At 64.5% G+C, this 12,742-nt stretch carries 16 protein-coding genes and 2 pseudogenes; 3 read left to right on the top strand and 15 right to left on the bottom strand.

The genetic code is table 11. From position 1 onward, the window contains the following. Positions 1–91: 91 nt before the first annotated feature. The 3 genes and pseudogenes from FHU13_RS19020 to FHU13_RS19010 all read right to left on the bottom strand — a co-directional run. Positions 92–359, bottom strand: a pseudogene (locus tag FHU13_RS19020) (IS630 family transposase); the annotation flags it as partial. 71 nt (positions 360–430) lie between these two features. Next, the gene (locus tag FHU13_RS19015) at positions 431–1,231 is read right to left on the bottom strand and encodes a DUF4339 domain-containing protein (protein ID WP_183437404.1); all 801 of its coding nucleotides are present in this window, start codon (positions 1,229–1,231) and stop codon (positions 431–433) included. 31 nt (positions 1,232–1,262) lie between these two features. Further along, on the bottom strand, positions 1,263–2,405 hold the full coding sequence (locus FHU13_RS19010) for a hypothetical protein (RefSeq protein ID WP_183437403.1): 1,143 nt from the start codon (positions 2,403–2,405) through the stop codon (positions 1,263–1,265). Positions 2,406–2,617: 212 nt separating this feature from the next. Here FHU13_RS19010 and FHU13_RS19005 point away from each other — a divergent pair, with 212 nt between their 5' ends. Then, positions 2,618–2,896, top strand: coding sequence for a helix-turn-helix domain-containing protein (locus FHU13_RS19005; RefSeq protein WP_183437402.1), 279 nt, complete (start codon positions 2,618–2,620; stop codon positions 2,894–2,896). Between the two features lie 29 nt (positions 2,897–2,925). Here FHU13_RS19005 and FHU13_RS19000 read toward each other — a convergent pair whose 3' ends face one another. From FHU13_RS19000 to FHU13_RS18965, 8 genes are all read right to left on the bottom strand, one after another. After that, positions 2,926–3,309, bottom strand: coding sequence for a hypothetical protein (locus FHU13_RS19000; RefSeq protein WP_183437401.1), 384 nt, complete (start codon positions 3,307–3,309; stop codon positions 2,926–2,928). Positions 3,310–3,311: 2 nt separating this feature from the next. Then, positions 3,312–3,656 carry a DUF3768 domain-containing protein gene (locus tag FHU13_RS18995; protein ID WP_312889616.1) on the bottom strand — a complete coding sequence of 115 codons (345 nt, stop codon included), beginning with the start codon at positions 3,654–3,656 and terminating at the stop codon, positions 3,312–3,314. Positions 3,657–3,660: 4 nt separating this feature from the next. After that, positions 3,661–4,353, bottom strand: coding sequence for a hypothetical protein (locus FHU13_RS18990; protein ID WP_246714743.1), 693 nt, complete (start codon positions 4,351–4,353; stop codon positions 3,661–3,663). Positions 4,354–4,751: 398 nt separating this feature from the next. Beyond that, a complete protein-coding gene (locus FHU13_RS18985) occupies positions 4,752–6,446 on the bottom strand; it encodes a DUF927 domain-containing protein (RefSeq protein WP_183437400.1) in 1,695 nt (564 codons plus the stop codon). 197 nt (positions 6,447–6,643) lie between these two features. Beyond that, entirely contained in the window at positions 6,644–7,462 is an 819-nt protein-coding gene (locus tag FHU13_RS18980) for a hypothetical protein (RefSeq protein ID WP_183437399.1), read from the bottom strand. 3 nt (positions 7,463–7,465) lie between these two features. Then, positions 7,466–7,678 (bottom strand): AlpA family transcriptional regulator, encoded by a 213-nt coding sequence (locus FHU13_RS27895; RefSeq protein ID WP_183437398.1) that lies wholly within the window; start codon positions 7,676–7,678, stop codon positions 7,466–7,468. Between the two features lie 182 nt (positions 7,679–7,860). Further along, on the bottom strand, positions 7,861–8,622 hold the full coding sequence (locus FHU13_RS18970; RefSeq protein WP_183437397.1) for a hypothetical protein: 762 nt from the start codon (positions 8,620–8,622) through the stop codon (positions 7,861–7,863). Next, complete coding sequence (locus FHU13_RS18965; RefSeq protein ID WP_183437396.1) at positions 8,552–9,808, bottom strand: tyrosine-type recombinase/integrase; 1,257 nt, start codon at positions 9,806–9,808, stop codon at positions 8,552–8,554. The genes FHU13_RS18970 and FHU13_RS18965 overlap by 71 nt, the downstream gene beginning before the upstream one ends. A gap of 356 nt (positions 9,809–10,164) precedes the next feature. Between FHU13_RS18965 and FHU13_RS18960 the strand changes: the two genes are divergently transcribed. After that, positions 10,165–10,362, top strand: a complete 198-nt coding sequence (locus tag FHU13_RS18960; protein ID WP_246714742.1) for a hypothetical protein — start codon at positions 10,165–10,167, stop codon at positions 10,360–10,362. 38 nt (positions 10,363–10,400) lie between these two features. Here FHU13_RS18960 and FHU13_RS18955 read toward each other — a convergent pair whose 3' ends face one another. The 3 genes from FHU13_RS18955 to FHU13_RS18945 are packed head-to-tail and all read right to left on the bottom strand — an operon-like array spanning position 10,401 to position 11,348. Further along, positions 10,401–10,820 carry a hypothetical protein gene (locus FHU13_RS18955; protein ID WP_183437395.1) on the bottom strand — a complete coding sequence of 140 codons (420 nt, stop codon included), beginning with the start codon at positions 10,818–10,820 and terminating at the stop codon, positions 10,401–10,403. Positions 10,821–10,822: 2 nt separating this feature from the next. After that, positions 10,823–11,077 (bottom strand): hypothetical protein, encoded by a 255-nt coding sequence (locus FHU13_RS18950; RefSeq protein ID WP_183437394.1) that lies wholly within the window; start codon positions 11,075–11,077, stop codon positions 10,823–10,825. A 10-nt stretch (positions 11,078–11,087) separates the two neighbouring features. Then, positions 11,088–11,348 (bottom strand): DUF6894 family protein, encoded by a 261-nt coding sequence (locus FHU13_RS18945; protein ID WP_183437393.1) that lies wholly within the window; start codon positions 11,346–11,348, stop codon positions 11,088–11,090. Positions 11,349–11,541: 193 nt separating this feature from the next. Between FHU13_RS18945 and FHU13_RS27890 the strand changes: the two genes are divergently transcribed. Further along, positions 11,542–11,988, top strand: coding sequence for a LexA family protein (locus FHU13_RS27890; protein WP_246714741.1), 447 nt, complete (start codon positions 11,542–11,544; stop codon positions 11,986–11,988). Here the strand turns inward: FHU13_RS27890 and FHU13_RS27885 are convergent. Beyond that, positions 11,988–12,569 (bottom strand): annotated as a pseudogene (locus FHU13_RS27885) (Hint domain-containing protein); the annotation flags it as partial. The gene FHU13_RS27890 and the pseudogene FHU13_RS27885 overlap by 1 nt on opposite strands. Positions 12,570–12,742: the final 173 nt, after the last annotated feature.

The following is a 12,742-nucleotide window of genomic DNA, read 5'->3' as shown; positions in this document are numbered from 1 at the left end:
CCAACGGCGCTGTCGGAAGGCCGGATACGTTTATGCAGACTGCACAGACCAGCGGATCCGAGCCACTTGCGGACGGGGCGGGCCATACGTTTTTGCGGGTAATGCCGTGCCGAGCGAAGAAGCGGGAGAGGCTGCTCGTGCTGGTCTGCACGCCGTGCTCGGCCAGGGCGTCGCGCAACTCGTCGAGGCAAGATCGCCGGCCGCGCCTCGTAAGTCGTCAGGATCAACTCGGCCTGCGCCTCGATCAGGTGCGAGGTGTGATCGCCCCCAGACGGCTTGGGTGCGAGTTGCTCTTCCTCGCAGAACTGCTCCGACCAGCGACTGGCACTGGACACGCAGACACCGAACCGGGCTGCCGCCAGATCTCAGGGCGCAGCGGCTAAGTAGGCCGTATCGAGAATTATGCTAACGGATTATCGCAAAACAGTGCCTACCGGATCTGCATGTTGGTCAGGATCTGGTCGTCGCGGCGATCGACTGTATAAACCACCGTGTAGGATTGCGCGTTCGTGGCGATGATCTGTGCGGCGCACGTGCGCAGGTCACCTGAAGCACCGAGCTCGCGCGCGTTCGTCACGCCGCTCGACGCAATGCCCGCAGCCTTCACCGTATCAAGTCCGTCGAAGAGCTGCCGCACCTGCCGGATCTGGTATCGGCTATCGCAGGCCGGGACGCCCGTGCCGAGGTACGTCTCGCCGTTGAGTAACGAGCCCGCTTCGCCGCCAACAACCAACGAGGCCGCGAATGAGGCAAGCCATGCCCAGACGTAGTACCGCGGCCCTCTCAGAGCACGGGCGCGCTGGTAGAGATAGACTGGAACCAGCCAGACCCAGGCGCCGAGTCGGATCGAACGGTCGCTGACCCCGCTGCGGAGGACCCTTCGCTCATCGAGAACGCTGACGGCGAGGTTGACCAGGAAGATCGCCAGCGGCCAACCCCACAACGAGATGCTCGTCCTTCCCACCGCCTGCTCCAGGATCGCCGACCCGAGCGGGATTGCCACGAGCACCCAAACGAGCGAATCGTCCACCGCACCGGCGGGCAGCGGCGGCGGTTCGGTCGCCGCGGGAGCCAGTGCCGTGTCCCCAAGCGGCACGAAATCACGCCCGATGCCCGAGCTCCAGACCAGGGTGTCTCGGGTGATCGTGCCCGCGGCGAGAAGCTGGTGCATCTCAGCCTCCTCGACCGGCCCGGCCCGCGTACCAGTGCGTTCATAGTACCAATCAGCCACTCGGGTGGTCCCTTCTATCGCGGCGGGCAGCTCAGCAGCCCTGTTCGAGGATGATTTCGCGCAACTCGGTCGAGAGTTGGTTGTGCGGGATCGCTTCCAGCGGCTCGCAGCGGGCGGCCGAGGCCCGCATGCGCTCGGTCGAGGTGAACGCCTTACGAGCCGCCGCACAGGCCTCGCCTCGCATCCCGGCGGTCAACTTCAGTGCGATATCGGCCACCGAGATGCCGGCCTTCTGCAAGGCGCTGGTCTCCTCGCCGACAACACGGTCGGCCTCGCGGCATTCCGGCCGCTTCGCCCGTTCGGCGGCCTGCACCGAGGCTTGCCGCTCGGCTTCGAGTTGGTCGATTTCCCGGGTGAGCTTGCGCGACTGCTCTGCGGCAACGTAGCGGGCCTGTGCGTCGGCGTGAGCCTTGGCCAGCGTCGCATGTTGCTCACGGATCTGCCGGGCTTGGCGCTCGCGCTCGACCGCCACTTCCCGCTCGGCCACCTCGCGCCGGGCTGCAGCTTCGGCCTGGAGCGCGTCGGAGCGGGCGTGCGCGGCAGCGAGGTCAGCCTGCCGCTCGCGCTCCTGCTCCGCCCGGGCCTGCTGCTGACTGGCGAGCTCCCGCGCCCGCTCCTCGCGCTCGCGCGCCGCAAGCTCGGCCTGCTGTTGCCGCGCAACCTCGGCATGGGACGCGACCCTGGCGTTGATCGCTTCTTCTCGCGCTTGCAACTCGGCCGCGCGTGCCTGGGCCGCCTCGGTATTTGCGCGGTGACGCTCGGCCATCTCGGCCCGTTGCGCTTCGTAACGCTGCGTACCGGCATTCGGAACCGACGGGGCGGAGAGCGGCGCAGGCTCGCGCGCTCCCACCAGGACCTTGGCAAGCTGCGGCCAGCAGGCGGCAACTGTCGGACTGTCGAGGCGGGCCAGCGTGTCACGGCTTGCCGCATAGGCTGCCCCCGGCAGCTCCAGGCGGGCATAGGCATTCAGGTCACGGCTGACGAGTGCCAGGGCCGCGCGGGCATCGAAGCTCGTCACCTGTCCGGTTAGCTTGCGACCGACGCGCTCGGCAATCCGTGCCAGCGCCGGGCTCGCCAGCGGCGGCGGGCAGATCCCTGCCGCCTCGCCAGCCTCGACTTGAGTCGCTGCCGCAGGTCCATTCTGCGCCTGTGCAGGCCCGGCCGCACCGGACATGACGACACTGCCGAGAACGGCGGCGATGCTTTGGTGCGTCCTGGTTGGCATTCTTCCGGGAGCAGGCCGTGGTTCAGGTCGAAATGTGCGGTTCCGTCCTAGAATCCCCCTCATCGTGCTCGCGCCTTTCGTCATCGGCCTCATCCGGCCTTGGATAATTTGGGACTGTCAGTCCGTCGATTGTCAAGCCGCGGATCGGGCCTGCTCGCGCGATGGATGCGCGGGCGATCATCGGCTGGAACCTGCGGCGGCTGCGGGTCGAACGCGATCTGTCGCAAGAGCGTCTTGCCCTCGCGGCCGGCATCGACCGGGCCTATGTCGGGCGGGTCGAGCGCGGCTCGGAGAACGTGACCATCTCGACGCTCGAAGCGATGGCAGAAGTGTTGGCCGTGCCCATCGCCGTCCTGCTCACCGCGCCTGAACCGGGAGCTCCTCGGCCCAAGCCGCTGCGGTCGGGCCGTAGGGCCAAGCGCGAGCCACCGCCGCCATGAGGTGCGAGCGCCGCGTGTGATCCCGGCGCTCATATTTCAAGGTGCGGGGTCACCCGCACCAAGAGGTTCCAGGCAGCGACGACCACCTTCTGCGTCTCGTGATCGAGGACAGACGACCGCAGTTCGCGCACGATCAGCACGTTGAGGAGCATCGACGCGAGGTCGGGCGCGGCGGCCATCAGCCGAGCGTCGGCGAGCCTCTGGATGCCGACCGCGAGATGCAGCGGGCACTCGCCCGACGTGAACGGCCGATCCTGGCGGACGAGGTACGGAAAGCTGCCCGGTCGATCCTTGGCCGCCGGCTCGATACCGAGCAGGCGAACTTTGGCGGGTGCGTCCGCTTCGGCCTCGCGACGCACGAGCCAAGGGCCGGGCGTTGGCATCTGCGCGGCGGTGAGCTGGCGCCCACCCACGGTTAGTACTCCTCGGCGAGCATGACGGTCAGCACCCGCACGGTGACCGCCGAGTCAGTCGGATCGGGCGAGGCGACGGTGAGCGCCCGGTCATATGCGTCGATCTTCCAGAGGCAGCGAGCCTTACCGACCTGAACCTCGCCGAAGTCGTGCTCGCCGTGGGGGTCGTTGTCGGCGTCGAAGCACTCAAATCCTCGCACCGCCGCCAAGAGCGCAGTGCGACAGGGCTCAGGTACAGCCGCGATGCCGGCGGTTAGCACGACCCGCCCGGCGGAGAAGCTCCGGCGGAAGGCATCATTCAGGTCGCGCGCTCGGTGCAGATACTTGGTGGCGGACGAGGCGGCCACGCTCCTAGCCCAACCCCTCGCGCGAGCCGGGCGGCATCAGTGCTAGGTCCCTGCGTGCCCGCGTAAATTCGCCGTCATCGGGGAAGTCGCGCCAGCGGAGCACGAACGAATCGTTGGCCTTGGTGTAGAGCACTACGGCCTCCCACCAGCCCTCCATTGGCCCCTGGCAGGCGAGCACAGTGCTGCCGATGCCGATAGCAGACCAGTCACTCGGCGCCTTGGGCGCACCGCCAGGGGCATCCGGGCTGCCCTTGCCGCCCGAGCTTGCGCCGGCGGGCGGAGGGGCGCCAGCGGCCTTGCCTGCGGCCCTGACAGGCGTTGGCGTATCAGGTAGGCCGGCGGCGGCGAGCATGTCAGCGAAGGCTTTGGCTGAGCAGAAGGGTACGAACGCCTTCCCGCTGGCGAAGAGGCGCCCCCTGGGCAAGTCGTCGGCAAGCGAGCGAAGTGCCTCCGTGACCATTAGGGTACGCAAGCCCATCAGCTCGGCGGCACGGCTGGCGGCCTCGGCATCGTCGGCGGTGAAGGAACTCGCGTGCGGGCGGCTACGCTCGTCGCGGCCTATCAGGATCAAGCTGGGGGCGACCAGCGGTGCCTTCTCTTGTGCCGTATTGGCCGCCATGGGCGGCGGGGCGCTGCCGGAGTTGATGGCGATGGACGGCACGGCAAGGGGGGCGAGCGGGAGGGGCTCTGGGGTCATCAAGGGGCTCCAGAAACGACGAAGGCGGCCCGAAAGCCGCCTTGCATAAGGGTGAATGCTGTTTGCCGACGCTGCATCGGCCGCGGTCGGTAAGGTGGTTCATGGTGGTGCCGAAGTAGCATCATCGTAGGCATCCGAGGCGTCGCGAACGAGGGCGACACGCATCATTTTATAAGATAAAAGTCTTATTTGTCAAGTTTAGGCTGCGGCAATGGGCGGTCGGGTCTTTAAGCCGTGTATTTCAATAGCAAGTTTTCCAGTCGAATGAAGATGTATCGCAATGCCCTGCAATCCCAAAGAGCAAACTAGCAGGGCAGTTCAGATTGCTCGACTGGTCACCGAGCTGCAGGGGCAGCGCATGCGCCGTCCCCGTGCATTGGCGCAACGCGAGGGTTCGCTCAGGTAGCACCGCTATCGAGGTCGGAGAGGCCGTTCGGCAAATAAAGGCAAAACGAGCGGACCCGCGTGCCGTTCGGCCACAGCGGCTGCTTCTCCGCCCATTCAAGCGAACGCTTGTGGGTCCGACCACCACGAGGATCGAGGAAGCCTTCGTCGTCGAGCCATTCCAGCACTCGCCGGGCCCGCAATGGGGTGGCAAACCACTTTACGAAGACCTGAGCGCGAAACACATACTCCCTGCCTTTGGTTCTGCCGTCACCCTTCGATCGATGAAAACCATCGGCATCCTGGATCAAGCGCAGTCTGCTGGGAGGACAGTCATCCAGATCAACGACGGCCCCGCTCGCCAACCGCTCTGCCAGCGCCGCAAGATCGACCCGCAGTTCACCCCGTGGATCAGGCAGTTCGGAGAGAGCAGCGAGGCATCCCCGCTTGATAGCTTGAGCCGCCGCCTTCTCGTCGAACGGGAGCACCCTTGCATCGATCCCGGAAAGCACCCCCGCGTAGAGACCCCCAAACTTCGCCACGACATCGCGTGCGACTGGCGCCATCTCAGGCTTTCCGACGGCCTTCTCGAACTCCGCGACCCGTGATCGAGCTTGTTCCGTCCGGGCTTCGACATCCTCGATAAGCCAATCGATGTAGTCGCAGAACGCGAAGCCGCGTTGCGCGGGCAGTTCCTGCCGCAATCGCTGGAACTGCTCCTTCTCCCAGGCCGAAAGTGCGGCGCCGGCTAGGTCGGCCGGCGGGCGGTCGAAGATTGTACTGTGGCCGGCAACCAGAACCGGCAGGCCGATTAGCCGAGCCATCTCACCATCATCACGCGTCTCCCCGTTGCGGGCCGCCCAGGCGTCAGGCGAGATCTCCGAGGAGAACAGGCAGATCACCCGAAAGATACTCGCCACCCCGCTGCCGCCACCCGACCAAGAGGGATGACGAAGCTTGTCCTGACCGTTCATCAATCCGTAGGTTGCATCCCGCAAGGTGACGTAGATTTCCTTTTTGGGTCCTTGCGCCGTCCCGACCTCGTTGATGGGCAGCATGTGGTCGTTGAATCCGAGCGCTGCGGCCAGCAATCCCGGCTGTGAGGCGTTGAGGCTGGGGAGATCTTCCTCCCGGCCGAAACCAAGTGCCGAGGCGGCGACCAGTTGCGCGAAGGACTTCCCGATCCTGCTCGGACCAAACAACACCAGCGCGAAGCTCGGCCGGTTCAGTAACGCCAGGAGCGGTGCGGCGAAGACCGCCGCAAGCGCCACGGTCATCGCTGTGGAGTGCTGTGCTACGCGCACGAGATCACCCCAACCCTCCGTCGCACCTGCCGTCGTCAACTGCCCAGATGCCCCAACCAGCCGGCATTCAGGCGGGATGATCGAGCCCTCCACCGTCTCCGGCGCGACGAAGCGGTGTGAGACAAAGTTGGTATTGCCATCGCGCCAACCGGTGTTGGCGGCCCGACGCACAACCGGTGCATTGGTCGCGATGGCAGCAGTCAACTTAGTCCGGTCCTCCACGGCCGCCGTCGCGGCCCCCTTGCTGAGGAGGTAAGCGCGGACCGCGTTCGGCTGCTGGACCTCGCGTGGAACCTCGACCGTGATTGGCCGCCCCTCGATGCCAGGGGATTCGTATACGTCGTACCAAATCTGCTTGCCCTCATCATAGAGTTGATAGATTTTGCGCACACTTTCGGTCGTCATTTCTGATTTCCTATCGCGAGTGAATGACTGGGTTGCTTGAAAGCCCAAGCGGCAGCGCCCGCACGGGCTGCACGGGTTGCACGGGCTTTCAGTGCATGGGGTGGGGTGGTTAGGCTGGCGCTGCAGCGTCAGAACGGCGGTAGGCATGGTGGAGCAGGGGTGCAGTTGCCCAGTTGCCCAACACCCCTTTGACCCCGCTACGGACCGTCCCGAAGCCATCCCAGGCCCCCTAGATGCCTGCGGATGGCCTCTTCCTCGATCCCGTGGATCAGCAGTCTCCTGTTGAAGCCCAGCCGGTGTTCAACCAGGGCCAAGCGCACCGCTTGGTCGGGGCGTAAGGGTCGGTAGATCGTGTCCCGGTAAGGCCGGCGCGTCGGGTGATCCGTGACGAGCACCGTCACCCGCCGAAAGCGTTCCACCTTGAAGGGGTAGAGCTGCGCCGCGATCCGTTGGTCGAGGGGGTCGATGCGGACAGGGCCTCTCACCCACGGCGACGGTGGAAACCTGTCCTTCAGATCACGTTCCTGCGCGGCACCGACCCAGTCGCGCCCATAACCGTGGGAATGGACGCACCAGTGCGGTGGCAGCCTTCCCGTTGTGTCCTCGTTGAAGGTTGCTTCCAGGCTGATGAGCGCCGGTGGGAAACCAAGTTGCTCGAGGGCAGCGAGCGTCTCGGCCCCGACCCGTTCGAACACCTCAACCGACAACTCATCGGGGCCGACGCAGCCGATGTCAGGCACGAGGGTCAGCAGATGCGTTCGGTTACGGATCTCCCGGGCCGGGATACGAATGAAGTGCTCGCCGAGGTCGAAGGCCGCCCCTTGGAACACCAGCCCGCAGATCGGGCATGCTACACTGTGGCAGGGCGTTGCCGGTCCGCAGGTTTCGAGGTGGGCGGCGACCGCCGCCGCCCCCTCGGTTTCGCTTCGAAGCAGTTGGCCGATGAGTCGCTGCTGGGCCAACGATGCTTTCGCATGGGAGATGTTCGGCATGACACCGATCCGATGGATCGCCATGCCTCAGCCCTCCTTGCCTGCCGAGAGCAGCTTCGCTTCAAATTCTCTGATATCTTCGACGCGGAACCGAACGGCGCGGGGACCCACGCGGTAAGTTTTTGGCAGATAATCCTGGGCCAACCAGGAATACATCGTCGAATTGCTAATTGAATAGCGACGCTTGACCCATTGCGGTGTTACGAAGCCGGAAGCTGGAAGTTCGGGGTGGTAGTTCACGGGACCTCCTCGGATAAAAAGGGAGGTCGCTCATCTATCATCACCTTCGGCTGCCGCGAGCGAAGTCGCAGTCAGAATGACGGGCTGCCAATGCCGCCCGATTTTGACCTGAGCTTGGCCGTTTGCGGATGGGAAGACGAAATCGTCATGCCCCCCAACCGTCGAGGAGTTCGTAAGCGTGATCAACGAGCGCCTGCCCGGCGTGATTTACTCGCCGCCGCTCGCTTTTTCGCTACACTTTTGAGTCTCGTCCTTATATCGGAGAACTCTGCCGTTGGATCGATTGCCTTAATTACGAATTGCACAAACAAAGCATCTGTACGAACGAATGATTCTGAGCCGAGACGATCAACCATGGACAACCGTGTCTCGCACTCCTCCCAATTCCGTCGGAATGGCTTACCCCTTATCGTTTCCCAATAATTCCATAGGGGCTCAGCCAAGCTAACAACGCCACGGGTACCGGTTTTTTTGTTTTGTTGTTCGATCAATGCATTGCAGATGCGAATTAGGGAACTGCTCATCTCGTGCGCGATAGCCAAACGGTCCTCTCCGGGAGCGGCTTCACCATAGCTGCGAGCCAAAGACATACGCAGCGCCGCCTTCATCGGCGATGATAAATCTTGGATCGATTTATCGAACCGCACTACCCTTTCCCTAAATTGCCGAGCCTGTATCTTTAGATCGGAAAACTTAACTCTGGTGTCGCAATCATTGTCTGCCCAATATTTTCTGATGGGCTCCCGCAAGGCTGCATGGGCTACGGCTTCGTCGAATGGCTGAGTCAACTTGCTTTCGCTGTCGGGCAGGCTCGCAATGTATTCCGCAATCGCACCCATCGCGCGACTGATGCTGCCGGGAACGCGCTCATCATCAATCCAACCCGGACCGAGCCTGGGGTGGAGATCCGTGTGCTGTTGTCGGGGCGTCAGCGGGGCGGTCATCTGCACTCAGAGTGTGATCGAGGTATGCCGACCATTCCTCCATCAACTCCCTACGCTTGGCCAGTAGGTCGCCACGCCGGTAGGCTGCTTCGACCCGGTTCTCGACCGCATGCGCCAGCGCCATCTCCGCAACCTCACGCGGCAGATTCGTCGTTTCCGCTGCCCAGTCGCGGAATGACGAGCGGAAGCCATGGGCGGTGATCGGCACGCTCATCCGTCGTAGCGCCATCAGGAACACCATGTTCGAGAGCGGCTTTTCACCCGACCGCCCTGGGAAGACGAGCGCGCTGCCGCCCCCCAGGGTCTTTGCCCGAGCCAGCACTTCACCTGCCCGTGAGCTCAACGGTACGCGGTGTTCGCGCCCGGCCTTCATGCGCGCTGCCGGCACCGTCCACAACGCTTCGGCTTCATCGATCTCGCTCCAACGGGCATCAAGCACCTCGCCTGTGCGCGCCGCCGTCAGAATGAGGAACTCGAAGGCGAGGCGTCCGATCTCGCCCGGGCCGGATATGCCTCGTAGCCGTGCGACGAAGGCGGGGACCTCGGCGTACGGCAGCGCCGCGTGGTGCTCGTCTCGCTCCCCCTGCTTGGGCAGGCCCTTCGCTACACCCTCAACCGGGTTGTCGCCGCTGCGATGCCCGGCCGCCTTCGCCCAGTCGAGCACCGTCCCGATCCGCTGGCGCACGCGCCGCGCGGTCTCCGGCTTCGTCAGCCAGATCGGCGACAGAGCGCGTAGCACGTCGGGGGTCTCGATTTGGTCGATCCGCTTCGCGCCGAGGTGTGGGTTGGCGTAAGTGCGGAGCGTGGTGATCCATTGCGCAGCGTGCTTCGGGTTCCTCCACGTCGCCCTGTGCTCGGCATGCACGGTCTCAGCCGCCTCGGCGAAGGTTGGGATCGTTACCTGCGCCCGGCGCCGCTCGGCCAGTGGGTCACCGCCATCGCGGGCAATTTTGCGGTAGGCGAGCGCCTTCTCGCGGGCCTCGGCCAACGGCACGAGACTGAGCCCACCAAGCCCGATGTCACGCCTCCGCCCTTGCACCACCGTGCGCAGGAGCCAGCGCTTCGACCCGGAGGGCTCGACAACGAGGTAGAGGCCGTTACCGTCAGCATACCGGCCCGGCTCTTTGAGACTGCGCACCTGCACCGCTGTTAGCGCTTTCTCGGGGTGCCGCCCCTTGCCACCCATGGCATGATCCTTCGAACTCGCCTAACCCACATTATGCCCCACAACGAATGTGGGCTGCAAACGGATTGTAGCGGATCTCGCTGGACGATCCTGTCGCCTAGCGTGGGGTCGTATATCGCTATTTTCGCTACGGTTTTCGGCTGCTGTCGGCCCTTTCTGCATCTTCCTGGACATTCGACGAGGGCGGCCACCCCTTCCGCCAGAATTCCTTGTTTTTGTTAATGAGTTTCTTTCTCTCGGCGCCTTACCCCACCATCCACGCCACCAGCGTGAGATCGCAGGCTTGAGATGGCGGACTGAGCCACGCCGTCGGCGAACTCTTCGAGGCCAAGGTCGTCACCCATGACGATGTGAACGTGCTGGTCGATGCCGTGCTCGACGGCCGGATGGAGGAGCAGGCGGAACTCGCCGAGGGCTACACGCTCGACGTGGCAGCCGCCGTGAAGGCAAGCGCCTTCGCCACCGCTGTTCTGCGCGACAAGACGAGCACGAATGGCGCTAGGTGCAACGCCGTCCGCAGCGCGATCCTGCGAGCGCGGGCGCAGACGGCGTGATGACGACTGGGCGGCAAGCCTGGAGCAACCTGGCACCCCTATGCCGTCGGCCCCGCCATCAACCGGCAGCCGTGATGCTCCTTCCCGAATTCGCGTCCGATCCGTTTCCGTCCCAAGCAGCCGAGTGGCGCACAGCCTTCGGCGTTCATCCGGAGCACGTCACGTTGCGAGTGGACTGGTGCGAAGTGATGATCACAGGCGGCCACAAGCCTGCGCGCCTCGCGCCATAGAAAATGCTCGGCGGGCAACTCCAGCACCTTGCCCGCGATCGTCTGGCCTTTGATCGGTGCGCAGATGAGCGTCCGGAGATCGAGCGGCTCCAAGTCCACGGCACCGCTGATCGCGATCCTCTCGTCGGCCTCTTCGATGTGCAGACGCACCACCTCGCGCGACGGCGGATCGTCGGGCAGGGCCAGGAGCAGGTAGGGATGGGTTGGAACGCCCATGCTCCCCGCCATCGTCAGGCCGCCTGCAGACTCTCGGCAAAATCGTCCGGCACCTCGCCGTACTGGCCGAGGATCGTCGCGCCCTCCAACTCGCCGGCCTCGTCGTCGGTGACGATCTGGAGGGCGGCCGTTCCAGGCATGCGTGCTGCCATCGCCTCGGCCCGCTTCAGCGCACCGCTGCTCGTCGGCGAAACCTGCCGATCGCCCAGGCACAGGCGCTTCCGCTTCAGTACGATGGCCTGCACGGGGTAGGTCGTCTTCATGGCCATGGTGCTCTCCTCAGGCTGCCAGCGCAGTGAGGGCGTCGAACTCGTTCGCGACTTCGGCGAAGCTGAACGTCATCACGTGCTGACCGTAGGCGTCGTGCACGTCGACGATCCAAGCGGACCAGTCGACCGGAGCGGCGCAGCCCTGCATCAGCTCGGCCGCAACACTCACGCAAACTGGGCGCAGATACTCCTCGGCCACGGCTCTCCCCTGCAGGTCGAAGACGACGTCGAGGCCGTCCGTGCAGTGGAAGTGGCAGCGCTCCTGCGACATTATCATCACCCCTCCGTCCCCGTGAACCACAGGCGCACACAGCCGTTTGCGCTTGGCGCGACGAGCCGATTGAACCGGCTGCGCGCCTGCTGTTCGTTCTGCATCTGTTCTAGAGCAGATGGGGCTCGGGTGAGGCTGCACACGGTCGCGGAGCTATCATCGGACGGATTTTTCCACAGTTCGTGTGCCGCTGATGGGGCCGTCGCTCTGCGCCGGCTTTCCCTCACCGGCTGACGACTTCGTTGAGAATGCCCTTGAGCTGCCGCGCTGGCTCGTACCGAACCCACCGGCCACCTTTCTCTGGCGCATCGCAGGCGACAGCATGCGCGATGCAGGCATCTTCGACGGCAATCTCGCCTGCGTCGATCGTAGCCTCAAGCCCACACACGGCAGTGTGATCGTGGCAGCCCGCTCGTTACTTCACGCCGTCTTCCAGGCGCTTGCAGCATCCCACTCGCACTGCTCGCTCAGAGCGCTGGCGAACACCGTGTCGAGCCGCAGTCGCTCGGCCTCGACGACCGGACCGTCCACGGCGACCGGCCGGCAGCGGCCGTTCCAGCCCGTAGGCACGAAGTCCGGATTGTGCAGAGCATGGTCGGAGGCTTCGACGAAGAAGGCGCGGTCGCCGCCATCGATGTAACTCTCCGCCGGCATGCCCTCGGCTAGCAGGATGTCGTGGGCGTCGAGTTCGATGTGCCAGTAGGTGACGCTGGCGCGGGGCTCGCGGGTGATCGAGGTGCCGTTGATCAGGCACATGACGGGCACGAGCACGCCGCCCTCGTAATCGGCATCCGCGCCGACCAGCACCGGGTGACCGGGCGAGAGGCTGAGGTCGCGCGCCGGCAGACCCTGGCCGAAGGCGCCCGCGCGAACGCGCACCGGCTGCTGGTGGAAGGGAAGGACCGCACCCGCGGCCATCATCTCGCGGTGGCCGATCCAGGTGATCGGACGCAAGGTGCCGGAGGCGGTCACTGCGATGTCGCCGACTTGGAGATCCTCGACGGCCACGTCGCTGCGGCTCGTGCGGATCCGCGTACCAGACACGAAGCAGAGAGCAGTTGAACCCGTCGTAAGTGTTACAACTGTACCGTTGGGATAGTTGTTATTTGAAAGCAGAGAGGTTTGACCACCGGAGAGGGCGAAGACATCGCCTTCATTTACAGTCCGCCCGAGATAGGTTGCTGGACCGCTTCCATCGCCGGTTCCGCTCGTGAGCTGCATGGTGTCCCTGCCGCTCGCTTCGAGGACGGCCGTGTTGTCACTGGCGCCATCTGAGATATCCGTGATGGTATAAGGGAAATTAAAGCCATCGGTGATGGTGTATTGTGCTGTCCCAGGTGTCTGTTGGATGACATAAAATCTGGATGTTGCAATCGACGGCGCCGGACCTGAAG

The organism is Methylobacterium sp. R2-1, assembly GCF_014191355.1.
Classification (GTDB): domain Bacteria; phylum Pseudomonadota; class Alphaproteobacteria; order Rhizobiales; family Beijerinckiaceae; genus Methylobacterium.
This window is presented reverse-complemented; position numbering and strand designations above follow the sequence as displayed.

What these genes read in the sequence shown, in the direction of transcription:
- FHU13_RS19010 (WP_183437403.1), bottom strand. Translation starts at nt 2,405, where the DNA reads ATGTCCGGTGCGGCCGGGCCTGCACAGGCGCAGAATGGACCTGCGGCA.
- FHU13_RS19005 (WP_183437402.1), top strand. Translation starts at nt 2,618, where the DNA reads ATGGATGCGCGGGCGATCATCGGCTGGAACCTGCGGCGGCTGCGGGTC.
- FHU13_RS18990 (WP_246714743.1), bottom strand. Translation starts at nt 4,353, where the DNA reads ATGACCCCAGAGCCCCTCCCGCTCGCCCCCCTTGCCGTGCCGTCCATC.
- FHU13_RS18985 (WP_183437400.1), bottom strand. Translation starts at nt 6,446, where the DNA reads ATGACGACCGAAAGTGTGCGCAAAATCTATCAACTCTATGATGAGGGC.
- FHU13_RS18980 (WP_183437399.1), bottom strand. Translation starts at nt 7,462, where the DNA reads ATGGCGATCCATCGGATCGGTGTCATGCCGAACATCTCCCATGCGAAA.
- FHU13_RS18970 (WP_183437397.1), bottom strand. Translation starts at nt 8,622, where the DNA reads ATGACCGCCCCGCTGACGCCCCGACAACAGCACACGGATCTCCACCCC.
- FHU13_RS18965 (WP_183437396.1), bottom strand. Translation starts at nt 9,808, where the DNA reads ATGGGTGGCAAGGGGCGGCACCCCGAGAAAGCGCTAACAGCGGTGCAG.
- FHU13_RS18955 (WP_183437395.1), bottom strand. Translation starts at nt 10,820, where the DNA reads ATGGCGGGGAGCATGGGCGTTCCAACCCATCCCTACCTGCTCCTGGCC.
- FHU13_RS18950 (WP_183437394.1), bottom strand. Translation starts at nt 11,077, where the DNA reads ATGGCCATGAAGACGACCTACCCCGTGCAGGCCATCGTACTGAAGCGG.
- FHU13_RS18945 (WP_183437393.1), bottom strand. Translation starts at nt 11,348, where the DNA reads ATGTCGCAGGAGCGCTGCCACTTCCACTGCACGGACGGCCTCGACGTC.
- FHU13_RS27890 (WP_246714741.1), top strand. Translation starts at nt 11,542, where the DNA reads ATGGGGCCGTCGCTCTGCGCCGGCTTTCCCTCACCGGCTGACGACTTC.